A 25,249-nucleotide genomic window follows, 5' to 3' on the forward strand; every position below is an offset into this window, starting at 1 on the left:
CCGTGTGCTGCCGGACGCTACGCGTCGGGGCCGCCGCCGGTGAGCTGTTCGCGGATCGCCTCCAGGTCGATCAGCGACCAGATCTCCGCGATCCTGCCGTCCCGGTAGCGGTAGAAGACATGCTCGACGAACGAGATCGACCGGCCGGTGGGCGGTATGCCACGGAAGCTCGCCGTGGGGGTGCAGTCGAACCGGATGCGGCACGCCACCTCCTCGCCCTGGACCACGAGCCGCTCGATCGCGTAGTGCAGGTCGGGGATCTCCGTCGCGTCGCGGCGCAGCAGATCCTGGAACTCGGCGATGGTGAGTGTCCGGTCGTTGTGCACCACGGGGTCGTGCACGAACTCGGGAAGGTCGTGGAAGCGCCGCTCGTTCAGGCAGGTGAGGTATCCGCGATAGCGGTCCTCAGGAGCGAGTTCAGCCATGGGATGTGCTCTCTCGGTTTCGTGCGCCGCTTCGGTCCGGCCATGAAGCTCGCCATAGCCTAGCGCGAGCCCCGGCCATGACGGCTGTCCCCCTGCGAGCCACACGAAGGTGTCCACCGCTTGGTGACGATCTCGGGCCGCCGCATCCCTGGCGTTCGGAGCAGCCGCGGCGCTCCGGCCGCGGATCCGGCGAAGGACTGAGGACGAGCGCCGGACGGGCCGGTATGCCGAAGCCGTCCGGCGCTGCGCTCCCGGCCGGACGGTGCTCGACATCGGCACGCACCGCGGTGCCACCACCGCCGTCGCCCTGGACCTGGGCAGTGCGACGGGGGGCGAATCGCCCGGTTTCCCGTCCGCCACCTTCGGCTTCGTGCAGGAGATATTCGTCGCGGTGGGCCACCCCTTCGACCTGCGGGTCTGTCTCGCGGGGTTGCAGGACGTGCCGGAGGTCCGGGAGCGGTCGTACCTGTCCGGCGCCGTCGAGGTGGAGCCGCTGGAGTTCAACGGCGAATTGCGGCCGGAGGGCGTCGACCGCGCCGAGCTGACGTTCACCAGGCCGGGCCGCTTCTCCGGGCTCGCGCTCGGGGTGCGCCTGTGGGTGGCCGAGGGCGGCGAACCGATCGACTCGCTGTGTGAATGGAGCAATTGGGCCCCCGTCTACGCGGCGCTGTCGGAGGAGGGGCTGCCGGTGCGGCCGGGCGACCGGTTCACCTTCGAGTTCACCACGACGATCAGCGACGACGGCGTACACCCCGACTACGCGCTCACCGGCGGGCTGCACCGGGACGGCGGTCCGGCGGTGCCGTTGCGCTGGAGCTCGACGCACCATGGGAAGGGTTTCCGCGAGACGTTCTTCCACCGTCGGCTCTTCCCCGAAGCCCGATCCGCGAGCCCCACCACGGCCGACACCACCGCTACACTCGCCCGGTGATCAGTGTTCGACAAGTTCCCGAGATGTGGCACCGGTTCGATGTCACGGTCCGGGATCTCCCACTCGGGCTGCTGATCCTCGCCGGGTCGCTCATCCCGGAGTTCCACAACCACGGGACGCAGCTGGGCGGCCTGCCCGCCCGCCCCTTCGACGCGCTGGCCATCGTGGCAATCGCCCTCCAGTGCCTCCCGCTCGCCGTGCGGCGGCGGTGGCCGGTGGTCTGTCTCGCCCTGGTGTCGCTCGGCTTCGCCGTCGACCAGCTGCGCGGCTACCACTCGTTCGCGGGCACCACGATGCCCATCGCGCTGCTGAGCGTGGGATCCCATCTGGAGCGGTACCGGCGCGCCACCGCGCTCGTGTTCTCCGTGGCGTATGTGCCACTGGCGGTCGCGCTCCACCGGCTCGGTTCTGGCGCCGAGGCGCCGAGCGAGTTCGTGCTGTACTACCTGGCGCTGGCCCTCCCCTGGGGCATTGGGTCGTGGCTGCGCTCCACCCGGGCCGCGGAGGCCGAGCGCCGCCACCGCGTCGCCGAGGACACCCGCGCCACGGAACGCGCCCGCATCGCCCGTGAGCTCCACGACGTGGTGACCCACCATGTGACGGCGATGGTCGTACAGGCCGAGGCGGCGCGCTATCTGACCGCCGCGCCCGAGCGCCTCGACCAGGCCCTGACCGCGGTCACCGAGACCGGCAGACGTGCCACCACCGATCTGCGGCACCTGCTCGACCTGATCAACCCCGACCACGGCACCGAGGCCACCACACCGACGGCAGGCAGACTCCTCACGCTCGTGGAGCAGACCCGCCGGTCCGGGCAGCCGGTGGAGTTCACCGAGGAGGGCACACCGGCGGAGTCGACCGGCAGCGCCGACCTGGTGGCCTACCGGGTCGTACAGGAGGCCCTGACCAACGCCCTCAAGTACGCCCACGGCAGCCGCACTTCGGTCCGGGTCCACCACGGGGAGCGGGAGATCACAGTGGAGGTCAGCACGGACGGCTCCGGCTCGCGGGCCCCCGCCTCGCCCAGCGGCAGCGGGCGGGGGCTGGCCGGTCTGCGCGAACGGGTCGGCGTCCTGGGCGGCGACTTCAGCGCGGACGCCCGGACGAACGGTGGCTTCGTCGTCCGGGCGCGGATACCCGCGGGGAGCCCGTCGTGAGCGAGTCGATCCGGGTCCTGGTCTGCGACGACCAGGTGCTGGTCCGCACCGGGCTGGTGACGATCATCGACGCCCAGCCCGACCTCGAGGTGGTGGGCGAGTGCGAGGACGGCCGGACCGCGGTCGACCTGGCCGGCCGGCTGCACCCGGACGTCGTGGTGATGGACGTCCGCATGCCGGTGCTCGACGGTATCGAGGCCACCCGCCTGCTGGCCGGTGCGGGGGTGCGGCGCCCGGTCAAGGTGCTCGTGGTGACCACGTTCAACCTGGACACCTACGTCTACGAGGCGCTGCGCGCGGGGGCGAGCGGCTTCCTGCTCAAGGACGCGCCGCCGTCCCAGCTGCTGCACGGGATCCGGACCGTGGCCACGGGCGCGGCCCTGCTGGACCCCGACGTGACACGCCAGCTCGTGGGCAGGTACGCCGCCCGGATCCGGCCTCCCGAGGGCGCCCCGCACGACATCCCGCTGACCCCTCGCGAACTGGAGGTGCTGCGCCTCATCGCCAACGGCCTGTCCAACAGCGAGATCGCCGCGACTCTGGTGATCAGCCAGGAGACCGTCAAGACCTTCGTGTCACGCATCCTCACCAAACTCGGACTCCGTGACCGGGTGCAGGCGGTCGTCTACGCCTACCGCCAGGGTCTGGTGACCTGACTCGCCACGCGGCGGACCGCCGCCACTCATGCCTTGATCAGTTCCTCGCTCAGCTCCCAGAGCCGCCGGGCGGACCGCGGGTCGATGGCGTGCGGCACGACATCGGCGGGAGGGTCCTGGTCGACGCCGAAGTCGATGGGGGCCGGGTCCTCGTCCAGCGGTGAGATGTCGTTGTCCTTGAGGTACACACCGCCGATCCCGGCGAGCAGTGGGCCGGCCGCCGCGAACACGATGGTGCTCGCCCCCTGTTGCGGGCTCTTGATCCCGCGGTCGGGGTCGACGACGGGCCGGCCGGACTCGTCGAGCAGTCCCATCGCCCTCTGCTGCTCCTCGCCGACCGAGTCGTTCAGTTTCGTGCCGACGACGACGCCCGGGTGCACGGCGTAGCCGCGGATACCGTCCCGGGACCAGCGGCGGTCCAGCTCGACGGCGAACAGCACATTCGCCGTCTTGGACTGGCCGTAGGCGAGGTGGCCGTCGTAGCCCGTGGTGAAGTGCGGATCGTCCCAGCGGATGTCGGAGAGCCGGTGGCCACCGGATGACACGTTGACGACCCGGGCACCGTGGGCGGCGCGCAGCGCGGGCAGCAGGCCCAGGGTCAGCTGGAAGTGGCCCAGGTGGTTGGTGGCGAACTGCGGCTCGTAGCCGCGTGCGTCGCGCACCAGGCGTTCGGGGAGCGGCAGACCGGCGTTGTTGACCAGGATGTGGAGCGGGCGGCCGGAGCCGAGGTACCGGGCCGCGAAAGCGTCGATCGAGGCGGGGTCGAGCAGGTCGAGCCGACTGATCTCGACACCCTCGATCCCGGTCAGCGCGGCCGCGGCGCGGTCCGGGTCGCGCGAGCCGACGGTGATGGACGCGCCGGCCGTGCCGAGTGCCCGGGTGGTCTCCAGGCCCAGTCCGGTGTGTCCGCCGGTGATGATGGCGTGGGTGCCGGACAGGTCGATGTCCGCGAGCACCTCGGCGGCCGTCGACGCCGCGGTGAAGCCGGATCCGAGGGGATGTTGTGTGTGATGCATGGAGCCACTCTCGGGCGTGCCCCTCGTACTTTGAATACTTGCACGTTCGGAGTTCTTGCTCGATCGTACGGATATGGCCGACGACCAGCTGTCCGAAGTGTTCGATCACATCGAGATCCAGGGACTGATGTCGAGCGGCTTCGCGGCCCGGGAGCCGTGGGTGGCGCGCGGCGCCATCAACCATCCCCTGAAGTTCATCGCGGTGGCGCGCGGCCGCGCCTGGCTGACCACCGACAGCACCGGGAGCCCCATCGCCCTCGACACGGGCGACGTCGCCATCCTCAACAATCGGGCGTGGCTGGAGCTCCGGGGAGGCGCCGGTGACGGGCCGCCCCGCGACATCGATGTGACCACGGCGAGCTACGCCTCCCTCCGCGGGGACGACATCGACCACGCCGGGGCCGACGTGGTCCTCGGCGGCCACGTCGCCCTCAACTCGGTGGGCCGGGCCCTGCTGCTCCAGGCGCTTCCGCCGGTGGGGCACGTCCGGGCGTCCCCCGCCGCGACCCATCTGCGAGACCGGCTGGACCAGATCCTCGACGAGCTGACCGGCGGCCGGGTCGGCTCCGCGTTCGCCATCCGGCAGCACGGCCAGCTCCTGCTGCTCGACATGTTGCGCGGCTACGTCGACCAGGCCGAGCTCCCCACGGGGTGGCTACGGGCGCTGACCGACGACCGTCTGCGTCCGGCGCTCAGCCTCATGCACGCCGAACCGGCGAAGCCCTGGCGGCTGGAGGCGCTGGCGAGCGCCTCGGCGATGTCACGGACGTCCTTCGCCACGCACTTCCGGACCGTGGCGGGCATGCCGCCGCTCACCTATCTCAACCGCTGGCGGATGCTGCTGGCGCAGCGCGCCCTGCGCGACGGCGACGACCCCATTGGGTCGCTGGCGTCCGCCCTCGGCTACACATCCGTGAGCGCCTTCAGCTCCGCGTTCAAACGGGAGGTGGGAGAGTCACCGCTGCGCTACCGGCACCGGCTGCGTGACGAGGCACTTCGCCGCCGTTGAGCCTCGTGGACCGGCGCCGACCGCGCCTTCCGCCGGGGCCGTGAAGGGCATGAGCGGGTCATAGCCGTGTGGCCGTGCGGATCAGCCCGGCGAGGGCGAGGGAGCGGCTGTGCGCGGGCCAGGCGATGTGGGTGACGACGGGGGGTGCGTCGGTCAGGGGGACGGCGGTGTGCTCGGCCCATAGCCACGCGCGGGCGGAGTCGGGGAAGACGGCCACGGTGCGGCCGAGGGCGATCAGCTGGGCCAGCTGCGTCTGATCGTGGATCTCGGGGCCCGGGCCGGGTGGGGACGTGCCGTCGCGGGACCAACGGGCGAGCGGAAGATCGGGCACGTCGCTGACGTCGGCCAGGGACAGGGTCCTGTGCGCGGCGAGGGGGTGCCCGGCGGGCAGGATGGCGATCTGCCCCTCGGTCATCAGTTCCTCGCTGTCGAACCCGGCCAGGGAGTTGAACGGCGCGTGCATGAGCGCCACATCGGCGCGGCCGTCGCGCAGCATCTCCCCCTGTTCGCATGTGCCGCTCGGCAGCACCTCGATCTCGGCGGCGCCGGGCTCGGCCGCGTAGGCGTCGAGGAGCTTGTGCAGCAGCTCGTGGGACGCGGCGGCCTTCACTGCCAGCACCAGGCGGTTGCGGGAGCCGCCCGGACTGTCGGCGCCACCGGCGCGGCGGGTGCGGCGAGCGGCGGCGGTGGTCGCGTCGAGGGCCGCGCGGCCCTCGTACAGCAGCATCTCTCCGGCGCCGGTCAGGGCGACGCCGCGGCGGTTGCGTTCCAGCAGGCGGACGCCGAGGCGCCGCTCCAGCTGCTGGATCGCCCGGGACAGCGGTGGCTGGGCCATGCCGAGGCGCTCGGCGGCGCGGCCGAAATGCAGTTCCTCCGCGACGGCTACGAAGTACCTCAGCTCACGTGTCTCCAAGGTGTCCACGGCCGCAGCATAGCCCGGTGATACCCGCCGGGTATGACAGGGCACCGGGTCGGTATTGGATGCGCCGCTCGTCGGCGAGCGAACATCGACGGTACGGGCGAAACGAAGTCCGCGCCGGTGGCCGGCGCGGACAAGGGGTGCCGTTGACGTACGGCACACCACGTAGCAGACAGCCCCTCTACAGCATCCGGCTCAGCAGGAAAGACACCGACATGAACACACCCTCCACGTCACTGCCCGGCGGAACCTGGACCCTGGGCGATCTGACCGTCACCCGGTTCGGCTACGGCGCCATGCAGCTCGCCGGGCCCGGGGTCATGGGCCCGCCCGCCGACCACGACGGTGCGCTCGCCGTCCTGCGCGAGGCCGCCACCCTCGGGATCACCCACATCGACACCGCCGGCGCATACGGACCACGCGTCACCAACCACCTGATCCGCGAAGCGCTGCACCCCTATCCCGCATCGCTGCACATCGTGACCAAGGTCGGCGCGGTCCGCGATCAGCAAGGCGGCTGGCCCCCGGCCCGGCGCCCCGATGACCTGCGCCGCGCCGTCCACGAGAATCTTGAGGACCTCGGCATCGATTCGCTCGACGTGGTCAACCTCCGGCTCGGCGACGCCCAGGGCCCCCGGCCCGGCTCGCTCGCCGAGCCCTTCGAGACCCTCGTCGAACTCCAGCGGCAGGGCCTGATCCGACACCTCGGAGTGAGCAACGCGACGGCGGAACAGGTCGCCGAGGCCCAGGCGATCGCGCCGATCGTATGCGTGCAGAACATGTACAACCTCGCCCACCGGCAGGACGACGAGCTGATCGACGAGCTCGCCGACAAGGGCATCGCCTACGTACCCTTCTTCCCGCTCGGCGGCTTCACCCCGCTGCAGTCCACGGCGCTTTCCACCGTGGCCACCCGGCTGGACGCGACGCCGATGTCGGTCGCCCTGGCCTGGCTGCTGCGGCGGTCGCCGAACCTCCTGCTCATTCCCGGCACCTCGTCGGTGGCGCACCTGCGCGAGAACGTCACCGGCGCGGGACTCTCGCTCTCCGACGGGGAACTCGCCGAGTTGGACAAGATCGGCCACTAGCCTCGCGGATCGGTGCACGGCCCACGAGAGACGGAGCGGGGCCGAGGACACGCGAAATCGCCTCAGCCGTCGTCAGCGGAAGTGAGGTTCTTTTCGATCTTCGAGAGGATCCTGGCGAACGCCTCGCGTTCTTCGTCGTCGAGCCCGTCCAGGGTGTGCTCCTCCAGATGCGCCCAGACCTGCGCCACCTCGGGCCGCAGGACGTAGCTCTCCGCCGAGGCCCGGACGAGCATGACGCGCCGGTCCTGCGGATCGCGCGTACGGACGACATGTCCGCCCTGCTCCAACCGTCGCAGCATCAGAGTCACGGTCGACGGGTCCAGGTCGAGCGCCTTCGCCAACTCCGACTGGCGGACCGATCCCTCCTTCCACAAGGTCATCATCAGGAATTCCTGGCCGGAACAGAGGCCGGTGGGGCGCAGCAGCCTGCCGCCGAAGAGGCGGTGCAAGCGGGAAACGCGGGCCAGGGTCTGGCTGACGGGGCCGTCGTCTCCGGCCTCCGTCGCTTCGGTCCGCGTGGGCTCTGAGGTCATACGGACAAGGTTATCGTGGGCGCCCAATCATTGGTCGCCCAACGAATGGGTTATGGTGGCCCCGGATGAGTTCATTGGTCGACCAATGAACTCATCCGTCAGTCAGTGTGCCCGTCAATCCCCAGGAGCCGTTGTGGCCACAGCATTCGATCCGATCGACCTTTCCGGGCTGCGCCTGCGCAACCGCGTGGTCATGCCCGGAATGGGGCGCGCCCGCGCCTTCGGGCCCGGCAATACGGCCACCGACTCCATGGCCACGTACTACGCACAGCGGGCCACGGCGGGTCTGATCATCACGGAGGGGTCCCAGCCGTCGGTCGTCGGCCAGGGCTTCCCCAGCACCCCGGGGCTGCACAGCGCCGAGCAGATCGCCGCCTGGCACCGGGTCACCGACGCGGTGCATGCCGAGGGCGGCACGATCTTCGCCCAGATCTCGCACGTCGGCAGGGTCGGCGACCCCGGCCTCCTGGCCGACGGACTGGTGCAGGTCGCTCCCTCCGCGATCGCCGCACCCGGCCGGCTGTTCACCGTCGACGGGATGAAGGACTTCACCACCCCACGCGAGCTGACCTCCCAGGAAGTGCGGGAGACGATCGCGGACTTCGCCCAGGCGGCGCGCAACGCCATCGAGGCGGGGTTCGACGGGGTCGAACTGCACGCCGCCTACGGCTACTTGCTCCACCAGTTCCTGGCCCCCAACTCCAATCTGCGCACCGATGAGTGGGGCGGCTCCGTGGAAGGCCGGGTCCGGTTCGCGGCGGAGGTGGCCACGGCCGTGTCCGATGCCATCGGAGCACGGCGCACGGGAATACGCGTATCGCCCGGAACGGGCTACAACGGAGTGGAGGAGCCCGACCCCGAGCCCACATACGTCCATCTCGTCCGCCGGCTGGGCGAGATCGGCCTGGCCTATCTGCACGTCGTCGAGAACTCGCGCGATCTGACCGGCATCCTCCGCAAGGAGTTCCCCGGAACCTTCATCCTCAACCCCGCGACGGAGGGGTTCACCAGCGCGGAGGAGCTGGCGCTCATCGAGGACGGCACGGCCGACATGATTTCCTTCGGCGCGCTGTTCCTCGCCAACCCCGACCTGCCGGCGCGTCTGCGAGCCGGCGGGCCGTACAACGCACCCGACCAGGCCACCTATTACGGTGGCACCGACAAGGGATACCTCGACTACCCCTACCTGACCAGCTGAGGACGCCGCCAGGCCGCAATGTCTTATGCCCCGCCCTCCCCCAATTACCACGTCAGTCGAGTTCGCTGAGAACTTGGCGATGTCTCGGACTCAATCTCCGCAGTGATGCGGTCGGATCAGTCGCGATACGCCGTATATCGACGTACCCGCGTGCGGCACCGGACACCTCTGACAGAACGACAGCTCGAAATGGGGCATCTGGGCCACTTGGCAGCAGGTACAGGTGGAGTCCCTGGTTCTGGTCCATAAGGGGTTTCATTCACGCCCAGGTCTCGTTGGTTTATCATCCTGAGCATGGCCCAGAAAGTAGTCACCACGTACGTAGATGATCTCACTGGTGAGGAATCAGAGGAGATCAGCACCCACACCGTCCTGATCGATGGGGCTGGGGTTGAACTTGACCTGTCATCCCAGAGCTACGACCAGCTCTTGGAGGCCTTGAGTCCTTACCTCAACGCCAAGGGCGCTCGTCGCGTGCGTGGGAGCGTCACAAACGGCGCGGCCGTCAAGGGGAAACGGCGGTCCGCAACACCGGCAGGAGGTCAGGACACTGCCGAAATCCGGGCCTGGGCCAAGGAGAACGGCTACGAGGTCAGCGACCGCGGCCGTGTTCCGGCGACCGTCCGTGACGCATACGCGAAGGCCAACTAGCCTCGATTTCCGCATGAGGGTTCGTCAGCTTGCTGACGGGCCCTTTCTGCTTGTTCTGAGCGGGGATTTCCGCCTGGAACGCTCCGGTCGTCGACGCCGTCCGGCAGAGCGGCGCCGCCGCCGCGTCCATGGGGACCACCCGCGTCAGAACCGCTGATCCGTGGCGCTCCGTGAGGTGCGGACACCGAGCGCGGGCAGTACTACTTCGTCGACCAGGGCTTCGTGGAATGCCCGGTCCGCGCATCCGCGCATGAACATCACGCGGTACGCGCTCATGGACGGGATGATCAGCGCGAGCGCGTCGATGTCCGTGCTCGCGGGGATTTCGCCGCGTTCGGCGGCGCGCGCCATGAGCTGCCGGTAGGCGGCGGCGGACGGTTCGACGATCGCGGCATCGACAGCCGAGGCGAGTTCGGGGGCGCGGTACAGCAAGGACATCAGGCTCGACAGGATTTTGCTGCGGTGCTCGCTCGCGCCGAGCCAGTGCGGGTTGATCATCGCGATCATGTCGCCGCGCAGCGACCCTGTGTCCGGCAGCCGGTCGGGGGACAGCTCGGTGTCCGACATGGCCTCGTATCCGGTCTCGGCGAGGAGGTCGAGCGTGGCCTCGAGGATCTCCGCATCGCGGGTGTGGTCCCGTTTGCGCCCGAGCCGCGGAGCGGGCTGTTCCGACGCGGTCCCGCCGGCGCCGCTTGCTGGGGCTGCTGCTCCAGACATGGGTGACACCCTCCTTTCGAAGACCCTGGCAGGGCATGAAAGCTGCGCTTCAAAGCGGAGCGCCGCCCCGGCCCGACGACGGCGCGTCCGCGCGGCGTTGGTGGGTGCTCGGCGCGGTGGTACTGGCTCAGCTGATGGTGGTCCTGGACGGCACGGTGGTGAACATCGCGCTTCCCTCGGCCCAGACGGACCTGGGCTTCTCCGACGACGACCGCCAGTGGATCATCACCGGCTACTCGCTGGCCTTCGGCAGTCTGCTGCTGCTCGGCGGCCGGGTGTCGGACATGATCGGCCGCAAGCGCGTGTTCCTGGCCGGTCTCGTGGGCTTCGCCGCCGCGTCGGCGCTGGGCGGCGCGGCCGATGGATTCGGCGTGCTGGTGACCGCCCGCGTGCTCCAGGGTGCGGCAGGCGCGCTGCTCGCCCCCACGGCACTGGCCGTCCTGGCCACGACGTTCACCGCGCCGAAGGAACGCGCCCGCGCCTTCGGCGTGTTCAGTGCCGCCGCGGGCGCCGGCAGCGCGATCGGTGTGCTGATCGGCGGATTTCTGACCGAGAGCCTGAACTGGCGCTGGACGCTCTGCATCAACGTGTTCATCGCCGTGGTGGCCGCGGCCGCGGCCACCGTGTCCATCGGCCGTACCCCGCGTCAGAACCCCCGGCCGGCCCTCGACATCCCCGGTGCGGTGCTGGTTTCCACCGCGGCCTGAGCTGAGCACCGCTCGCCGCCTCGGCGCTGCTGCTGGTGGTGTTCGCCGCCTGGCAGCAGCGTACGGCGCACCCCCTGCTGCCACCGGGCGTCCTGCTCGACCGGGACCGGGCGGCCGGCTACAGCGGCATCCTGCTGGCCAGCGTCGGAATGTTCGGCGTCCTGCTCTTCGTCAACTACTACCTGCAGAATTCGCTCCACTACTCACCGATACGGACCGGCCTGGCCTTCGTGCCCATGGTCGTCCTGCTCGTCATCGGCTCCCAGCCGGCGACCAACGTCCTCCTGCCCCGTCTCGGACACCGGAGGGTGGTGCCCACCGGCATGGCACTGGGCGCCGTCGGCATGGTCCTGCTCACCGGACTGGGCCCGGACAGCACCTACGCCACCGGCGTCCTGCCCGCCCTGCTGCTCATCGGCTTCGGCATCGGCAACGTCATCACCTCGTCCTTCCAGGCTGGTGGGGCGCCGGCACCTACACCGCGGGAGCACTCCTCACCGCCCTGCTCTACCGCCGCAAACAGCGACCGGCCCCACGGCCCGGTACCTGACAGCACACGGTTCTGTACCGGCTCGCCCGCGCGATGGACACCCGCGACTGGGACCTGCTCGCCACCTGCTTCGTTCCCGAGGCCGTGGGCGACTTCGCCACCGGCCGAACCGTCGGAGGGGGACAGCCTGCTCCTCGACTACAAGGCGTTCCTGCCGCCACTGGACACCACCCAGCACCTGGTCACCAACGTCGAGACCGTCATCAACGGCGATACCGCCGAAGCGACGGCCTGCTTCCTGGCCCAGCACGTCCGCGCGAACACCGAAGGCGGCGACCAGTTCCTCATCGGGGGAAGGTACGACGACCGGCTCACCCGGACGCCCGAGGGCTGGCGCACCACCCGACGCCGGGTCAACGGCCTCTGGACGCAGGGCATTCCGAAGGTGGTGGGCAGCACGCTGGACCGACGCGAGAACGGCTGATCACCATCCGGGCGCCGCCGACAGGACCGGTCACAACGCGGCGCAAGCGGCCCCGTACCCGGCCGAAGGTATGCTCCTGGCCACCCCGGGCCCAAGTCGAGGTCGACGTGGAACTGTCAGACCTGAGGATCTTCCTCGCTGTCGCGATCACGGCACGCCGGGTCTCCGACCTGGGCACCGTGCTGCGGAATCCGAAGATCCTTGTCTTCCGCTCGGGCTGCTCCTACCGCATGCGCTTGGAGCGCATCCTGCACGCCCGGGGCGCCGTCGGTGTTCGCTGCGTGGAGTTCGGATCGCTGGACGGCATCCTCGGCTGTGTCGGGGCGGGCATGGGCATCAGCCTGCTGCCCGCCGCCGTGGTCGAGCGGCACGCCGCCCGCGAACACATATGGGTGCACGACCTGCCAGAGGACGAAGGACGCGCGGAGACGGTCTTCGTCCAGCGCGTCGACGCGCCGCCGGCGCCCGCGCTGACGCGATTCCTCACGCATGCACGGGCCGTGGAGCAGGAACTTCCCGAGCTACGGATGGTCGGCGGTTCCTCCACAGCCGCCGGCTAGTTCACCAGTTGGACGCTCCCGGGGCACGGAGGGCTCTCGGAAAGCGATGGCACCGCCGTCTCACCCGCGGATCAGCGATTCGAGGATCCCGATCGCGGTCGGAATCGATTCCTCCGCGATGTCGAAGTTCTCGCTGTGATGAGGCCCCGGACTGCCCGCCCCGACCATCAGATAGGCGCCCTTGCCCCCGTGCCGCTGGACATGCCTGATGAGAAGGTTGGCGTCATCGCTTCCCGCGAACGCCCGGGTCCGGATGACCTCGGTGACATCGTCATGAGCGGTGGCCACGTCGACGATGCGGTCGATCAGTTCGTCGTCCGGTGCGACGGTGGCGGATTGGCCCATCACCGCGACGTTCGCCCGGACCCCGTGGGCCAGGCTCGCCCCTTCCACCATCGATCGGACCCGGTCGACCAGTTCATCGACGACCTCGTCGTCGGTCGCGCGCGCCTCGCAGGTCATCACCGCGGAGGAGGGCACGATGTTCACCCCGTCGCCGGCGACGAGCGTGCCGACATTGAGCCGCGTGTCCGCGGAGCTGAAGCGCGGGAGCCCCATGATGCCCAGTGCGGACATCGATGCCGCGAGCAGCGCGTTGCGGCCGGCCTCCGGTGTACCGGCCGCGTGAGCGGCCCTGCCCGCGAAGTCGACCTTCAGCTTGCGGGTCGCCATGCCACCGGTGAAGCTCCCCACGACCCTGCCGACGGCCATGTCTCCGGCCATGTGCACCGCGAGCATGTTGTCGATCTCGTCGGCCACCCCGGCGTCGATCATCGTCTGCGCTCCCCTGACCCCCTCCTCGGCAGGCTGGAACAGGACCCGGAGCGTGCCCGCGAAGTCATGGTCCGACAGACGGTGGAGCAGGCCGACGCCGATGGTCGCGTGGGCGTCGTGGCCGCACGCGTGCATCGCGCCGTTCGTCGAGGCGAACCCGCCTGCCACCGGGAAATGTGCGGCATCGGCCGATTCGCGCATCGGAAGCGCGTCGATGTCGACGCGAAGCCCCCAGCGCGGCCCCGGACGGGCGCCCACGACATCGACGACCAGCGCGGTGCCGTTCTCCCGGAAGTAGCGGGCCCGCTCTTCCGGGACACCCGAATCCGCCGCGCGAGCCGCCCATTCGTCCAGGGTTTCCGGGGCCGGGAAGTTGACGACGGCCGAGAGATCCTGAGCGGCCTTCCCCGTGCGGACGCGTATCTCCAGTCCCTCCAGGGCCTGTTCGATCCGGGCCGCGGTGCCGATCTCCAGGAATGCGGGTTCCGGGTTCCGATGCAGTTCTCGGCGAAACGCTACGAGCTGCTCAAAATCCACGAGCGCCCTCTCCTTTCTCGGTGCAAGGGCGCCCGTCCGGGCCGCCTGGCGCCGAGGCTACGAGAAGTGCCGCGAATCCGGTCCGCATGCCGGTTCATCGGCACGGATCAGCGAAATCCGGGCCCGGATACGCATGGTTCGCGACGGCGCCCGCAGTCCCCCGCGTCTCCTCGGTCCCTCAGCCCCCTCGCCCCTCGTTCCCCTCAGTCCTCGAACACCGGGTGATGGCCGAGGGGGACCCAGCGACGGTGCCGGCTGTCCAAGTCGAGGATGTGGCCCGCCCGCTTGGCGATCCTCGGGACGATCCACCGGTCCTTGACCAGTACCTTGGGGAACACCGTGGTCAGCCGGTTCTCGATCTCGTCCAGCTCCCGCAGGTCGCGCAGCCAGAGGAACACCGCGAGGTTGGCGTCACCGGTCACGGAGGCACACAGCCGCACATGGTTCAGCAGCCGGAGCGAGGCGACGACACGCTCCAGTTCCAACGGCTCGACGTCCAGCCACAGCGCCGCCGCGGCGGACCAGCCCATGAGGGCGTGTGCGAAGTCCACCCGCCATCTGACCCAGCTTGCGGCGAGTACCGCGTCGATGTCCCGCGAGATCATGGAAAGGGACCGGCCCAGCTCCCGCTGCATGTCCGCGGCGGTGCGCCGGGCGTCCGCCTCGAGTGCGGTGATGACCGCCCGGTGGGCGGGTCTGCGCTGCTTGGGCGGATCGGCCGGCCGGAGGTCGTGAAGCGCCTTGACCTGTTCCTTGGAGAGCGTCTTCAGCCGCCAGCTCGACCCTTCGAAGAAGATCTTTCGCAGGTAGTGGGTGCGGGTGCCGAGGATGCCGGGGATCACAGCGATCCGCTCGTCTATGTACCGGTCCATGGAGAGCAGGCTGTCGGTGGAGATCATGATGTACAGGTCCCGCGGGCCGGAAGTGCAGTGCACGCTGGAGATTGGACCCTGCCGGCCGAGTTCGGCGAGTACGTGTTCCCGTCGGCCGGGGACGCAGCTGATCTCGACCAGGGCGGAGATCATCTGATCGCGGAGGTGCGGGGCGTCGCCCTCGGAACAGCTCGTCCACACCTGCCGCCGGCCGGTGAGCGCCGACCACCGGCGGGAAATCGTCGAGGGGTCGACCCGGAGGATCCTCCCGAGCTGGGCCCATGAGACCCGGGGATGGATCTGCAGTGCGTTGATGATCTGGAAGTCCAGCGCGTCGACCATGCACAGCATCATGCGGCGAGGACGCCGATCCGGCCAAAACCATGCGCGCACCCGGCCGCGTCCGGGCTGACGCGGCTCTGCGGGGCCTGGTACGCCGTGCTTTCGTGCGGGCAACCGCAACCTGGCCGGAACCTACCGGTGGGTCATGCGGAATACCGTGCACCAGCGTCGTGCCTTTGCCGAATTTCTTGCGTGGTGCGTCCCGGTGGGTCAGCGACGGATGTGTGCGACTTAGGCTCCGGGCACCTTTTCGGCCGTTGCGTGGGAGGCGTCGTGTTTCGTCGGGGTGCTGTGCTGACGGTGGTGGCCGCGCTGGGGTTGAGCGCCACCGGGTGCGGAGTGGATGAGGCCGCGCTGAGGGGGTCGACGGACACGATCAGCATGTCGCTGAACACCGATCCGGCGACCTTCGATCCGGCGTTGGCCAGCGGCGGCGACGACTACACCGTGGCGCGGCTGCTGTACGACACGGTGGTGCGCAAGGACTCCGGCAACCGCCTGGTGGGCGGGATCGCGTCCACGTGGAGGGCGGAGGACGCCGCCCACTACACGTTCACCATCCGCAAAGGGCTGACCTGCTCCGACGGGAGTCCGATCACACCGTCCACGGTGGCGCGGTCGCTGACCCGTTTCGCCTCGCCGGAGACTGGATCCCCGGGCCGGACCCTGGCGCTGGGCTCTGCCACGGCGACGTTCACCGCCGATGATGGAGCGGGCACGGTGAAGGCCAGGCTGTCCGCTCCCTGGTCGGACTTCCTCACCGGGCTGAGTCTGCCGTCGGCCGGGATCGTGTGCCCGGCGGGATTGGACCATGCCGAGCAGCTGGCGACCGGCAAGGTCAAGGGAGCGTTCTCCGGGCCCTACACCTTGGCCTCCTCCCGGCCGGCCGTGTCGTACCGGCTCACCCTGCGGAGCGGCTACACGGCCTGGCCGAGGTTCGCCGAGCCACTGCGGGGGGTTCCCGCCAAGCATCTGGACCTCACACCGATCACCGACTACTCGACCATCGCCACCAAGCTGGTGTCCTACAGCCTGGACGTGGGGGTGGTCGCCGACGAGAACGTGAACCGGTTCGGCGGCGACTCCCGGTTCGCCACCTCCAGCGCGTCCAACACCACGACCTATCTGCTGTTCAACGAGCGTCCGGGCACGGTCTTCGCGAACCGGCCCGACCTGCGCACCGCGGTGGCGCGGGCCATCGACGCACAGACCTTCAGCGACATCGTCAGCGGCAAGCGGGGCAGCGTGATCCGCTCAGTCGGATCAGCCAAGGTGCCCTGCGTCAACACCGACCGGTCGTCGCTGGTCGCCACCGACCGCGCCGCCGCCGCCAGGAAGCTGAAGGGGGTCCGTTTCCGCATCGTCGGCACGACCCTGCTCCGCGGCGGCAACGACTACATCGCCGAAGCGCTGCGCAAGGCCGGGGCGAAGGTGAAGGCCGACTCCTTGGACAACGCCAACTGGGCCACCGTGACCTCCGCCGGGGGCAAGGACTGGGACATCAACGTCCAGGGCGACAACAACATGATGGGCACCCTCACCTCCTCCCTCCTGCGCGTCATGGGCCCGCCGACCGAAAAGGGCGGGCGCAACAAGATGGGACTGGTCAACGACGAGGGTTACGCGGCCGTCGACCGTGCCATGAGCAAGCTGGACCGCACCGCTCGGTGCGCCGCTCTCCGCTCCGCGCAGAAGTCGTTCCTGAAGCGGGTCGACGCGATCCCGCTGTCGACCCTGCCGTCCACCACGGTCGTCGCCAAGGGATACAGCATCCGCACGTTCGACGACTATCTCGACCCCGCCACCCTCCGCATCGTCAAGTAGCCGGAAGGCCGCACACACCATGACTCCTCCCGACTCCACGGAGATCCCAGGGCTCCCGCCACCCGCCCCCGCGGGCGACCGCTCCACGGCAGGTCCACGACGGCTCCGCCACCCCTCCTCGCTCTGGCCCGGGTTCGCCCTCCGTCGGCTCACCGGCCTGGTCACGATCTTCCTCGCGCTGCTCGTCGTGTCGTTCCTGATCGTCCAGCTCATCCCCGGCGACCCCGCGGCGGGCATCGCCGGCGCCAACGCCGATCCCAAGGACATCGCACGCGTCAGACACGAACTCCGACTCGACCGGCCGGTCTGGGAGCGGTTCGTCGACTACGCGGGGGATGTCTTCTCCGGACACCTGGGCACATCGTTCATGTACCGGCAGCCCGTGGAAACGATCGTCTTCAACCGCCTCCCCTTCACGGCGACCATCGCGCTGGTCGGAATCGTCATCGTCCTGTTGGTCTCGATTCCGCTGGGGATGACCGTCGGTGTGCTCACCCGCGGTGGCCGGCGCACATGGCTGGACACCACGTTCGGGGTGGTCACCGGTTTCCTCGACGCCGTACCCGGCTACATCATGGCGTCGTTCCTCGTCGTGACGTTCGCCGTCGGCATCGGAGTGGTGCCGCTCTACCCTCCGGCGTACACGCCCCGCTTCGCCGCCCAGTCGTTCGTGCTGCCCATCGCGTCGATCGTGATCGGACCGATCTGCACCGTCTCCCGGGTCGTCCGCCGCGAAACGGCGGTCGTGCTCGACAACGACTACATGCGCACCGCGCACGGCTGGCGGCTGCCCGCCCACAAGCGCTATGTCAGGTGGGCGCTGCCCAACCTCCTCACCACCACGCTCACCCTGAGCGGGCTCATCCTGACCGGGATGATCGGTGGGGCCATCGTCATCGAGTCCGTGTTCGCGCTGCCCGGCCTCGGCAGCGGCATCATCAAGGCCATACTCGACCGCGACTACCCGGTGATCCAGGGCATGGTGATCGTCATCGGCATGATCGCGGCCATCGTCAACCTCCTCGTCGACGTCCTGCTGGGGCTGATCGACCAACGGACCCTCGGGGGGTCACATGTCTCCGCGTAGCCGACGACGCCGCGGGAACCCCGGACTCGTCCTCGGACTGGCCCTGCTGGGCATCGTCATCCTGATCGCCGTACTGGCCCCGGTGTTCTTCAGCGGCGAGGCGGACGCGCTGGGCAGCCGGTTCGCGCAGCCCTCGTCCGGCCATCCGCTCGGCACCGACGCCGCCGGCCACGATGTGCTGCTCCGCGCCCTGGTCGCCACCCGACTGACCCTGCTGATGACCGCGGGCGCGACGGCGATCGCGGTCGCCCTCGGCATCCTCCTGGGCACCAGCGTGTGGCTCATGCGGCCCCGGGCCCGGGAGGTCTGTCTGCGCGTCATCGACGCGATGGTCGCCTTCCCCGGTCTCCTTCTCGCGCTCGTCGTGGCGGCGGTGCTCGGCGCGGGCGGTTCCTCGGTGGTGATCGCCATCGGCATGGCCGGGATACCGTACTTCGCCCGCCTCACCGCGAATCTCGCCGCGAAGGTGTCCCAGCAGGAGTACGTCCGGACCGCGCGCCTGCTCGGGGTGAGCCATCCGCGGATCGCGGTCAGGCACATGCTGCCCAATATGGCCGAGCCTCTGCTGGTGCTGTCGGCGTCGACGTTCGCCAGCACGCTCACGGCCCTCTCCGCCCTGTCGTTCGTCGGGATCGGCGTCCAGTCGCCTTCCTACGACTGGGGGAAGCTACTGAGCGAGGCGCTGCCGTCGCTGCTGGCGGGCCGGCCATTCCAGATGGTGGGCCCGGCAGCTCTCGTCATCGTGACCGGGCTCGCAGCGATCCTGATCGGCGACGGTCTCGCGGCCGCGGCGAACCCGCGAACGGCCAGGAGGACGGCGGGCCGAGGAGACGCCCGGGACACCGAGCGGGACACGCCGGTGCCAAGGGAGGATTATCTCGTCGACGTACAAGACCTGTGGATTCACAGCGGGGACAAGCCGCTGGTCAAGGGCGTCTCGTTCGGCATCAGGCCGGGTGAGATCGTCGGTGTCGTGGGCGAGAGCGGTTCGGGCAAGACCCTGACCGCGATGTCCCTCGCCCGGCTCCTGCCCGACGGCCTCACCCTCAGCTCCTCCCGCATGGCCATCGGCGACCTCGATCTCCGCCGGCCGGTCCCACCGGGCCTCATGGCCGATGCGCTCAGCCTCGTGTACCAGGACCCGGCATCGACGTTCAACCCGGCCCTGCGGATGGGAACCCAGCTCACCGAAATGCTGCGCACCCACAAGCACATCGGTGCGCGGGCTGCGGGACACCGCATGGTGGAGGCACTCCAGGCGGTGCGCTTGACGCATCCGGAGCGCCGCATGAAGCAGTATCCGCACGAACTCTCGGGCGGCATGCGACAGCGGGCGATGATCGCGACGGCGCTGGCGACCGAGCCGCGGCTGATCATCGCCGACGAGCCGACCACGGCCCTGGATGTGACGGTCCAGGCGGAGATCCTGCGCGAACTGGAGCGCGTCAACGGCCGGCTCGGCACCTCGATCATGTTCATCTCGCACGACATCGGGGTGGTACGGGCACTCTGCCATCGCGTGATCGTCATGTACCGCGGCGAGGTGGTGGAGGAGATCGACGCGGCGGACCTCACCGTGGAATCCGCCCGGCATCCCTACACCAGGGCGCTCCTCGCGGCCACACCCGACATCGACGGTCCGGTGGAGACGCTGCCCGGCATGGCGTGGACCCCGGAAGCGACGAAGGAGCCCTCGCATGGCTGAGCAGACGGCGGCACAGACAGCGGCACGGGCCGCGGCACGGACGGCGGCACGGACGGCGGCCGTCCAGGTCCGTGACCTCGAGGTGAGCTACGGCTGGGGAAGGGGAGCGACGCGGATCCTGCACGGGATCACGCTGGATGTCACCAGGGGACACACCGTCGGCATCGTGGGGGAATCGGGATCGGGGAAGTCCACTCTGGCGAAGACCCTGGCCGGTGCGATCCGGCCGACGGCGGGGAGCGTCCGGATCGCCGGCCATGACGTGTTCGGCACCCGCGGTGCGGATCGCACGGGAATGCGGCGGCGGGTCCAGATGATCCCGCAGGACCCCTATTCCTCGCTCAACCCCCGCCGAACCATCGGCGAGGCGCTCGCCGAAGCGGTGGACCCGCGCCGCGCCAGGGTGAAGAAGCATCAGGACGAGATCGTTCACTGGCTCGAGACCGTCAGGATGCCGGCGGACAGCATCCGCCAGTATCCCCACGAATGCTCGGGCGGGCAGCGCCAGCGGATCGCGATCGCGCGCGGGCTGATCCTCCGGCCCGAGGTGGTGATCGCGGACGAGATCACCTCCGCGCTGGATGTCTCGGTCCAGGCCGAGATCCTCAACCTCATCGCGGGGCTGCGCCGAGAACTCGGCCTGACCATGGTGTTCATCTCGCACAACCTCGCCGTCGTCAGGCACGTCAGTGACGAGGTCGTGGTGTTGTACCGCGGCGACATCGTCGAACACGGTACGGCCGCGGACCTCTACGAGCGCCCGCGGCACGCCTACACCCGCGCACTGCTCGACGCGGTCCCGGGCGCGGCCAAGTCCTGAGCAGATGTGCCGAGGCCGGATCGTGGCCGGGCGGTTCTACGCACCCGTCCAGCCGCGGAGAGCGCCGTAGTAGGCAGGGATGAGGCGGGCGGCGACATCGGACTCGGCAAGGCCGGAATCGATGAGATCGAGGATCTCACGGGGGTCGAACATGAGGTTGTAGAGGAAGAGGGCGTGATCGAAGTGGGCGTCGTCGACGCGGAAGTGGCGCATTACCGCGCGGAGGGGGCGTTCCCATATGTCGCGGACGGTGAGCATGACCTCGTCCTGGTCGCGGAGGCGCGTGAGGAAGCCTCTGCGTGAGCGGACCTGGATGGTGGCGGCGCCGGTGATGCGCACCAGCCGGATGCGTTCGGTGACGACGTCTTCGAAGAGGGCCAGCCCGGTCTTCGGGCAGTCGTGGCTGAAATTGCGCAGTTCCACGATGGTGCCGTGGACGTAGCCGCGGATGAGGTCCTCGCGGGAGGAGAAATAGCGGTAGGCCGTGGCCGGGGAGAGGCCGGCGCGCTCGGCGACGAGGGGGACCGTGACCTTCTCCGGTTCGGATTTGAGCATCTCCCCGGCTGCCTCGAGCAGCTTGGCGCGGTTGCGGATCGCATCGTTGCGCGGGCTTCGAGACCGCTTCAGCGGACGGTCTGCGGTGCTCACTGCGGCCCTCCATCACCTTTCAAAGCGAGAGATCGCTCTTGGTTTTATCTGAGTCTAACCCATGGCTTCACGCCGCGGGCACCGATCCTTGCAGGTAACCAAACGGTCAAGCCCATCCCGGGGTCTTGACGGCGTGAGCAGGACGCGTGAACTCTATGCGAACTGAGATACCAATCTCAGTTAAAGCGTTCCTCTTCAACGACGGAAGGCCACGATGAGACGCATGGCCCCGGGCGTGTGCGGTGCTGCCGCCATGCTCGTACTCACGGCGTGCGGTTCCGGTTTGTCCGGTGAGCCGCCCACCCACGGAACCGCGTTGCGGGCGGCCCTCCCCGACAACATCCGCAGCGCCGGGGTGTTGAAGATCGGCGGCAGCAGCACGGTCGCGCCCTACCTGTACTACAAGGGCGGCGGCTCCGTCGGGGTGGAGAAGGACCTGATGGACGCGCTCAGCCGGGTGCTGGGCGTGCGGATCCACCTCGCGGACATCGGCTTCGCAGGACTGGTCCCGGCGCTGCAGTCGAAACGGATCGATGTGGCGATGGGGGACTTCACCGACAACGCGGAGCGGCAGCAGAGCGTCGACTTCGTCGACTACACCACCTCGTACTCGATGATGCTGGTGGCCGACGGCAACCCCAAGGGCCTGGAGAGGCGTTCGGACCTGTGTGGTTCGAGTGTCTCGGCGACCGTGGGCAGCGTCACCGAGCAGCTGTCCGACCAGCAGGACAAGGCGTGCCGGGCGGCGGGGAAGAAGGGCGTGCGCGTCCTGCGGATGGACAACAACGCCGCCACCTGGACCCAGGTCCACACCGGCCGTGCGGACGCGATGCTCATTGACTACCTGATCGGGAAGTACGTCGCCGACCAGGGCCAGGGGGACCTCGTCGGCACGGCGTTCCATCCGCAGTTCCACGGCGCCGCCGTCCGCAAGGGCGACACGGTACTGCGCAAGGCACTCGCCGCCGGTTTCCGGCAGCTGATGCGCGACGGCACCTACAACAAGATCCTCAAGAAGTGGAAGGCGGCGAGACTCGCCATGTCCCAGCCGATCACCAATGCGAGCACCTCATGAGCGCCCCCACCGCCACCACGCCGAGTGGGGACATCGAACACCTCGCGGGACTTCCCACCGCCCGGGTCCGCAAACCGGGTCAGTGGGCCGCCACCGCCGTCATCGTCCTGCTGCTGCTCTCGCTGCTCTTCTCGGTGGCCCGCAACGACAACATGGGCTGGGACACCGTCGGGGAACACCTCTTCAGCGGGGACATCCTGCGCGGAGTGGGAACGACCCTGCTGCTCAGCACCATCTGCATGGTGCTGGCGACAATCCTCGGCATCGTCGTCGCGGTGATGCGCACCTCGGACAACCGGCTGCTGTCCACCGCCGCCTCGCTCTATCTGTGGTTCTTCCGCGGTACACCGCTGCTGGTGCAGCTGGTCTTCTGGTTCAACCTGGCGCTGGTCTTCCCCAAGCTCGGGCCCGCGATCTTCCTCGGGGAGAGCGCGGGCGGCGTCGACACCAATCTGGCGATCGACTGGTTCACCGCCGCGGTCCTCGGCTTCACCCTGCACGAGTCCGCGTACATGTCGGAGATCGTGCGCGGCGGGTTCCTCTCCGTCGACCGCGGTCAGACGGAGGCGGCGGAGGCGCTGGGGATGACGGGAGCGCAGTCGCTGCGTCGTGTGCTGCTGCCTCAGGCGCTGCGGGTGATCGTGCCGCCGTCGATGAACCAGTTCGTCAACCTCCTCAAAGCCACCTCGCTCGTCGCGTTCATCTCCGGTCAGGACCTGCTCTCCTCCGTGCAGCACATCTACGCGGTGAACTTCCAGGTCATCCCGCTGCTGATCGTGGCCAGCATCTGGTATCTGCTCCTTGTCTCGCTGGCGACGCTGGGACAGCGCGGGCTGGAGAAACGCCTCAACCAGGGCTACGGGCAGGTCACTTCGAAGGGATCCGCACGATGACGAAGGCAATGGTGCAGATCCGCGGGCTGCGGAAGTCCTTCGGTTCGCTCACCGTCCTGGACGGGCTCGACATCGACGTGGCGCGCGGCGAGGTGGTCTGCCTGCTCGGTCCCTCGGGCTCGGGCAAGAGCACGCTGCTGCGCTGCATCAACCACCTCGAAGCCGCGGACGCGGGCGTCATCGCGGTGGACGGAGAGATCATCGGCTACCGCCGGGCCGGGGATGTGCTGCAGGAGCTGCCCCAGCGCGAGGTCGCCCGGCAACGCGCCCGGATGGGGATGGTCTTCCAGCGCTTCAACCTCTTTCCGCACCGCACGATCCTGGAGAACGTGATCGAGGGGGCTCGTGTGGTCAAGAAGGAACCGCGCGAGTCCGCGCTCGAACACGCCCGCGCACTGCTGGAGCGGGTCGGCCTGGCCGGCAAGGCCGACGCGTACCCCAACCAGCTCTCCGGCGGCCAGCAGCAGCGCGTCGCCATCGCCCGCGCCCTGGCCATGCGCCCGAAGCTGATGCTCTTCGACGAGCCCACCTCCGCGCTCGACCCGGAACTGGTCGGTGAGGTCCTGGGCGTCATGAAAGACCTCGCACGGGAGGGCATGACGATGATCGTCGTCACCCACGAGATGGGCTTCGCCCGCGAGGTCGCCGACCGCGTCATCTTCGTGGACGGCGGGGTCGTCGTCGAACAGGGCACGCCCCAGGAGGTCATCGACAACCCCCGGGCCGAGCGCACCCGCAGCTTCCTCGCCCGCGTCGGCTGAACCGCCGCCGCGCCGCGAGCCACCCTCACCGCCCATGGAGCAGACCTTGTCGCACACCATTGCCGAACCCAAGCCCTTCGACGATCAGACTCTGGAGTACATACGCGGACAGTTCGCACACCTCCAGCGCGACGCGCTGGGCAATGAGCGCATCTTCTTCGAGAACTCCGGCGGTTCACTGCGCCTGCGCCCGGTTTCCGAACGGGCGCTGGAGGTGGCGCTGTACCCGGAGAGCTCGGTGCGTCCCAGCAAGGCGGCGCGGGAACTCGACCGCGTCAAGGAGCGGGGGCTGTCCGATCTGCTCGCCTTCTTCGGAGGCGACCCCGAGGGCGCGCTGCTGCCCACCGCCACCGCCTCGCAGGCGATGTTCGCCGTGGTACGCACCGTCGCCGAGAACGTGACCGGCACCAACATCGTGACCACCGCGCTCGAGCACCCCTCGTCCTACGACGCGTGTGCCCGCTACGCGCGGCGCACCGGTCAGGAGATGCGCGTCGCCCAGCCCGACCGGCACACCGGCGGCATCACGCCCGGGGCGATAGCCGGGCTCGTCGATGCCGGCACCAGTCTGGTGTCGGTCATCGCGACCTCGAACATCACCGGCGCCATCACGGACATCCCCGCCGTGGTTGAGGCGGTCCGGGCCAAGAACCCGCAGGCGTACGTGGTGACGGACACGGTGCAGTACGCGCCGCACGGCGTGCTGGACGTGCGGGCCTGGGGCGTGGACGCGGCCAATATCGCCCCGTACAAGATGTTCGGGGACCGCGGGAACGCGTTCACCTACCTCTCCCCCCGCCTCGCCCGGCTCGACCACGAACAGTTCGCCGGGACAAGCGCGCGGACCTGGGCTGTTGGCAGCGCGGCGCCCGCCGTCTACGCGGGCTTCAGCGCGATCATGGACTACCTGGCCTCGATCGGCGGTACCCCCGCCGGATCCGACCGGCGCACCGCCATCACCGATGGCCTGCGCGCAATCCAGCAGCACGAGCAGACCCTGCTGCGAGCCCTGCTCGGCGGCACGGACAACCAGTCGGGCCTCATGGCGACACCGGGAGTGAGAGTGCACTTCGCGGACCAGACCGTCACCGCGCGGCCGCGCGATCTGATCGTGGCGCTCACCTTCGACGACCTCGAGTGCGCCGAAGCCGTCCGCGCGTACGAGGAGCGCGGCATCGTCGTTTACGAGCGCGTCGCCACCAGCCACTACTCCGAGCGGATCCTGCGCTCACTCGGCCTGGAGGGCGTGGTCCGCGTCTCTCCCCTGCACTGCCACACGCTCACCGAGGTCGACGCCTTCCTCGCCGCCACCCGGGCCATCGCGGAGCGCGCGGCCGGGTAGTCCGTGAGACCGCGGTCATCTCCCGCGC

Annotated in this window: 26 protein-coding genes; 18 read left to right on the plus strand and 8 right to left on the minus strand. The window is 69.4% G+C overall.

Translation table 11 applies throughout. The features are described from left to right. Positions 1-17: 17 nt before the first annotated feature. Positions 18-425, minus strand: coding sequence for an ester cyclase (locus LIV37_RS03225; protein WP_020865658.1), 408 nt, complete (start codon positions 423-425; stop codon positions 18-20). A 262-nt stretch (positions 426-687) separates the two neighbouring features. Here LIV37_RS03225 and LIV37_RS03230 point away from each other — a divergent pair, with 262 nt between their 5' ends. From LIV37_RS03230 to LIV37_RS03240, 3 genes are read left to right on the plus strand one after another with little or no spacing between them, the layout of a single operon-like run. Then, on the plus strand, positions 688-1,356 hold the full coding sequence (locus LIV37_RS03230) for a hypothetical protein (protein ID WP_020865659.1): 669 nt from the start codon (positions 688-690) through the stop codon (positions 1,354-1,356). Then, positions 1,353-2,513 carry a sensor histidine kinase gene (locus LIV37_RS03235; protein ID WP_121825866.1) on the plus strand — a complete coding sequence of 387 codons (1,161 nt, stop codon included), beginning with the start codon at positions 1,353-1,355 and terminating at the stop codon, positions 2,511-2,513. Before LIV37_RS03230 ends, LIV37_RS03235 begins: the two co-directional genes overlap by 4 nt. Continuing rightward, on the plus strand, positions 2,510-3,169 hold the full coding sequence (locus LIV37_RS03240; protein ID WP_020865661.1) for a response regulator: 660 nt from the start codon (positions 2,510-2,512) through the stop codon (positions 3,167-3,169). Before LIV37_RS03235 ends, LIV37_RS03240 begins: the two co-directional genes overlap by 4 nt. Positions 3,170-3,195: 26 nt before the next feature. On the opposite strand, the gene LIV37_RS03245 is transcribed toward LIV37_RS03240, so the two are convergent. Then, on the minus strand, positions 3,196-4,185 hold the full coding sequence (locus tag LIV37_RS03245; RefSeq protein WP_020865662.1) for an SDR family NAD(P)-dependent oxidoreductase: 990 nt from the start codon (positions 4,183-4,185) through the stop codon (positions 3,196-3,198). Positions 4,186-4,258: 73 nt separating this feature from the next. Between LIV37_RS03245 and LIV37_RS03250 the strand changes: the two genes are divergently transcribed. Then, complete coding sequence (locus tag LIV37_RS03250; RefSeq protein ID WP_020865663.1) at positions 4,259-5,194, plus strand: AraC family transcriptional regulator; 936 nt, start codon at positions 4,259-4,261, stop codon at positions 5,192-5,194. Between the two features lie 58 nt (positions 5,195-5,252). On the opposite strand, the gene LIV37_RS03255 is transcribed toward LIV37_RS03250, so the two are convergent. Further along, positions 5,253-6,116, minus strand: a complete 864-nt coding sequence (locus LIV37_RS03255) for a LysR family transcriptional regulator (RefSeq protein WP_020865664.1) — start codon at positions 6,114-6,116, stop codon at positions 5,253-5,255. Positions 6,117-6,328: 212 nt separating this feature from the next. Between LIV37_RS03255 and LIV37_RS03260 the strand changes: the two genes are divergently transcribed. Further along, positions 6,329-7,201, plus strand: a complete 873-nt coding sequence (locus LIV37_RS03260; RefSeq protein WP_020865665.1) for an aldo/keto reductase family oxidoreductase — start codon at positions 6,329-6,331, stop codon at positions 7,199-7,201. Between the two features lie 62 nt (positions 7,202-7,263). On the opposite strand, the gene LIV37_RS03265 is transcribed toward LIV37_RS03260, so the two are convergent. Continuing rightward, entirely contained in the window at positions 7,264-7,734 is a 471-nt protein-coding gene (locus LIV37_RS03265; protein WP_020865666.1) for a MarR family winged helix-turn-helix transcriptional regulator, read from the minus strand. Positions 7,735-7,867: 133 nt separating this feature from the next. On the opposite strand from LIV37_RS03265, the gene LIV37_RS03270 reads away from it, so the two are divergent. Both LIV37_RS03270 and LIV37_RS03275 read left to right on the plus strand, forming a co-directional pair. Further along, positions 7,868-8,932, plus strand: a complete 1,065-nt coding sequence (locus tag LIV37_RS03270) for an alkene reductase (RefSeq protein WP_020865667.1) — start codon at positions 7,868-7,870, stop codon at positions 8,930-8,932. A 294-nt stretch (positions 8,933-9,226) separates the two neighbouring features. Beyond that, positions 9,227-9,583: a histone-like nucleoid-structuring protein Lsr2 gene (locus tag LIV37_RS03275; RefSeq protein ID WP_121825865.1), complete on the plus strand. Its 357-nt coding sequence runs from the start codon at positions 9,227-9,229 to the stop codon at positions 9,581-9,583. A gap of 144 nt (positions 9,584-9,727) precedes the next feature. Here LIV37_RS03275 and LIV37_RS03280 read toward each other — a convergent pair whose 3' ends face one another. Continuing rightward, positions 9,728-10,300 (minus strand): TetR-like C-terminal domain-containing protein, encoded by a 573-nt coding sequence (locus tag LIV37_RS03280; protein WP_020865668.1) that lies wholly within the window; start codon positions 10,298-10,300, stop codon positions 9,728-9,730. A gap of 35 nt (positions 10,301-10,335) precedes the next feature. Here LIV37_RS03280 and LIV37_RS03285 point away from each other — a divergent pair, with 35 nt between their 5' ends. The 3 genes from LIV37_RS03285 (at position 10,336) to LIV37_RS03295 (ending at position 12,541) form a co-directional block, all read left to right on the plus strand. Next, positions 10,336-11,007 carry an MFS transporter gene (locus tag LIV37_RS03285; protein ID WP_243146415.1) on the plus strand — a complete coding sequence of 224 codons (672 nt, stop codon included), beginning with the start codon at positions 10,336-10,338 and terminating at the stop codon, positions 11,005-11,007. Positions 11,008-11,042: 35 nt separating this feature from the next. After that, positions 11,043-11,981, plus strand: a complete 939-nt coding sequence (locus LIV37_RS03290; protein ID WP_020865670.1) for an MFS transporter — start codon at positions 11,043-11,045, stop codon at positions 11,979-11,981. A gap of 107 nt (positions 11,982-12,088) precedes the next feature. Continuing rightward, a complete protein-coding gene (locus LIV37_RS03295; RefSeq protein WP_020865671.1) occupies positions 12,089-12,541 on the plus strand; it encodes a LysR substrate-binding domain-containing protein in 453 nt (150 codons plus the stop codon). A 60-nt stretch (positions 12,542-12,601) separates the two neighbouring features. Here the strand turns inward: LIV37_RS03295 and LIV37_RS03300 are convergent, their stop codons facing one another. Together LIV37_RS03300 and LIV37_RS03305 are read right to left on the minus strand one after the other, a co-directional pair. Beyond that, positions 12,602-13,852, minus strand: coding sequence for an amidohydrolase (locus LIV37_RS03300; RefSeq protein WP_020865672.1), 1,251 nt, complete (start codon positions 13,850-13,852; stop codon positions 12,602-12,604). Between the two features lie 203 nt (positions 13,853-14,055). Next, positions 14,056-15,066 (minus strand): Lrp/AsnC family transcriptional regulator, encoded by a 1,011-nt coding sequence (locus LIV37_RS03305; RefSeq protein ID WP_158634949.1) that lies wholly within the window; start codon positions 15,064-15,066, stop codon positions 14,056-14,058. Positions 15,067-15,339: 273 nt separating this feature from the next. On the opposite strand from LIV37_RS03305, the gene LIV37_RS03310 reads away from it, so the two are divergent. From LIV37_RS03310 to LIV37_RS03325, 4 genes are read left to right on the plus strand one after another with little or no spacing between them, the layout of a single operon-like run. Then, positions 15,340-16,890 (plus strand): ABC transporter substrate-binding protein, encoded by a 1,551-nt coding sequence (locus LIV37_RS03310; protein ID WP_158634948.1) that lies wholly within the window; start codon positions 15,340-15,342, stop codon positions 16,888-16,890. Positions 16,891-16,909: 19 nt separating this feature from the next. Next, complete coding sequence (locus LIV37_RS03315; RefSeq protein WP_020865675.1) at positions 16,910-17,977, plus strand: ABC transporter permease; 1,068 nt, start codon at positions 16,910-16,912, stop codon at positions 17,975-17,977. After that, positions 17,964-19,682, plus strand: a complete 1,719-nt coding sequence (locus LIV37_RS03320; RefSeq protein ID WP_020865676.1) for a dipeptide/oligopeptide/nickel ABC transporter permease/ATP-binding protein — start codon at positions 17,964-17,966, stop codon at positions 19,680-19,682. Before LIV37_RS03315 ends, LIV37_RS03320 begins: the two co-directional genes overlap by 14 nt. Further along, entirely contained in the window at positions 19,675-20,502 is an 828-nt protein-coding gene (locus LIV37_RS03325; protein ID WP_020865677.1) for an ATP-binding cassette domain-containing protein, read from the plus strand. The genes LIV37_RS03320 and LIV37_RS03325 overlap by 8 nt, the downstream gene beginning before the upstream one ends. 36 nt (positions 20,503-20,538) lie before the next feature. Here LIV37_RS03325 and LIV37_RS03330 read toward each other — a convergent pair whose 3' ends face one another. Then, positions 20,539-21,150, minus strand: coding sequence for a TetR/AcrR family transcriptional regulator (locus LIV37_RS03330; protein WP_020865678.1), 612 nt, complete (start codon positions 21,148-21,150; stop codon positions 20,539-20,541). Positions 21,151-21,364: 214 nt separating this feature from the next. Here LIV37_RS03330 and LIV37_RS03335 point away from each other — a divergent pair, with 214 nt between their 5' ends. The 4 genes from LIV37_RS03335 to LIV37_RS03350 are packed head-to-tail and all read left to right on the plus strand — an operon-like array spanning position 21,365 to position 25,221. Beyond that, the gene (locus LIV37_RS03335) at positions 21,365-22,225 is read left to right on the plus strand and encodes an ABC transporter substrate-binding protein (RefSeq protein WP_121825862.1); all 861 of its coding nucleotides are present in this window, start codon (positions 21,365-21,367) and stop codon (positions 22,223-22,225) included. Beyond that, entirely contained in the window at positions 22,222-23,118 is an 897-nt protein-coding gene (locus LIV37_RS03340) for an amino acid ABC transporter permease (RefSeq protein ID WP_020865680.1), read from the plus strand. The genes LIV37_RS03335 and LIV37_RS03340 overlap by 4 nt, the downstream gene beginning before the upstream one ends. Further along, positions 23,115-23,879, plus strand: a complete 765-nt coding sequence (locus LIV37_RS03345) for an amino acid ABC transporter ATP-binding protein (protein ID WP_121825861.1) — start codon at positions 23,115-23,117, stop codon at positions 23,877-23,879. Before LIV37_RS03340 ends, LIV37_RS03345 begins: the two co-directional genes overlap by 4 nt. Positions 23,880-23,913: 34 nt before the next feature. After that, positions 23,914-25,221, plus strand: a complete 1,308-nt coding sequence (locus LIV37_RS03350; RefSeq protein ID WP_020865682.1) for an aminotransferase class V-fold PLP-dependent enzyme — start codon at positions 23,914-23,916, stop codon at positions 25,219-25,221. The last annotated feature ends 28 nt before the right edge of the window (positions 25,222-25,249 follow it).

This window comes from Streptomyces rapamycinicus NRRL 5491 (assembly GCF_024298965.1).
GTDB classification, from domain to species: Bacteria; Actinomycetota; Actinomycetes; order Streptomycetales; family Streptomycetaceae; genus Streptomyces; species Streptomyces rapamycinicus.

Bases quoted from the DNA above. Each gene is read 5' to 3' on its own strand.
- LIV37_RS03225 (WP_020865658.1), bottom strand. From the start codon at position 425: ATGGCTGAACTCGCTCCTGAGGACCGCTATCGCGGATACCTCACCTGC.
- LIV37_RS03245 (WP_020865662.1), bottom strand. From the start codon at position 4,185: ATGCATCACACACAACATCCCCTCGGATCCGGCTTCACCGCGGCGTCG.
- LIV37_RS03250 (WP_020865663.1), top strand. From the start codon at position 4,259: ATGGCCGACGACCAGCTGTCCGAAGTGTTCGATCACATCGAGATCCAG.
- LIV37_RS03260 (WP_020865665.1), top strand. From the start codon at position 6,329: ATGAACACACCCTCCACGTCACTGCCCGGCGGAACCTGGACCCTGGGC.
- LIV37_RS03265 (WP_020865666.1), bottom strand. From the start codon at position 7,734: ATGACCTCAGAGCCCACGCGGACCGAAGCGACGGAGGCCGGAGACGAC.
- LIV37_RS03275 (WP_121825865.1), top strand. From the start codon at position 9,227: ATGGCCCAGAAAGTAGTCACCACGTACGTAGATGATCTCACTGGTGAG.
- LIV37_RS03280 (WP_020865668.1), bottom strand. From the start codon at position 10,300: ATGTCTGGAGCAGCAGCCCCAGCAAGCGGCGCCGGCGGGACCGCGTCG.
- LIV37_RS03285 (WP_243146415.1), top strand. From the start codon at position 10,336: ATGAAAGCTGCGCTTCAAAGCGGAGCGCCGCCCCGGCCCGACGACGGC.
- LIV37_RS03305 (WP_158634949.1), bottom strand. From the start codon at position 15,066: ATGGTCGACGCGCTGGACTTCCAGATCATCAACGCACTGCAGATCCAT.
- LIV37_RS03315 (WP_020865675.1), top strand. From the start codon at position 16,910: ATGACTCCTCCCGACTCCACGGAGATCCCAGGGCTCCCGCCACCCGCC.
- LIV37_RS03320 (WP_020865676.1), top strand. From the start codon at position 17,964: ATGTCTCCGCGTAGCCGACGACGCCGCGGGAACCCCGGACTCGTCCTC.
- LIV37_RS03325 (WP_020865677.1), top strand. From the start codon at position 19,675: ATGGCTGAGCAGACGGCGGCACAGACAGCGGCACGGGCCGCGGCACGG.
- LIV37_RS03335 (WP_121825862.1), top strand. From the start codon at position 21,365: ATGAGACGCATGGCCCCGGGCGTGTGCGGTGCTGCCGCCATGCTCGTA.
- LIV37_RS03340 (WP_020865680.1), top strand. From the start codon at position 22,222: ATGAGCGCCCCCACCGCCACCACGCCGAGTGGGGACATCGAACACCTC.
- LIV37_RS03345 (WP_121825861.1), top strand. From the start codon at position 23,115: ATGACGAAGGCAATGGTGCAGATCCGCGGGCTGCGGAAGTCCTTCGGT.
- LIV37_RS03350 (WP_020865682.1), top strand. From the start codon at position 23,914: ATGGAGCAGACCTTGTCGCACACCATTGCCGAACCCAAGCCCTTCGAC.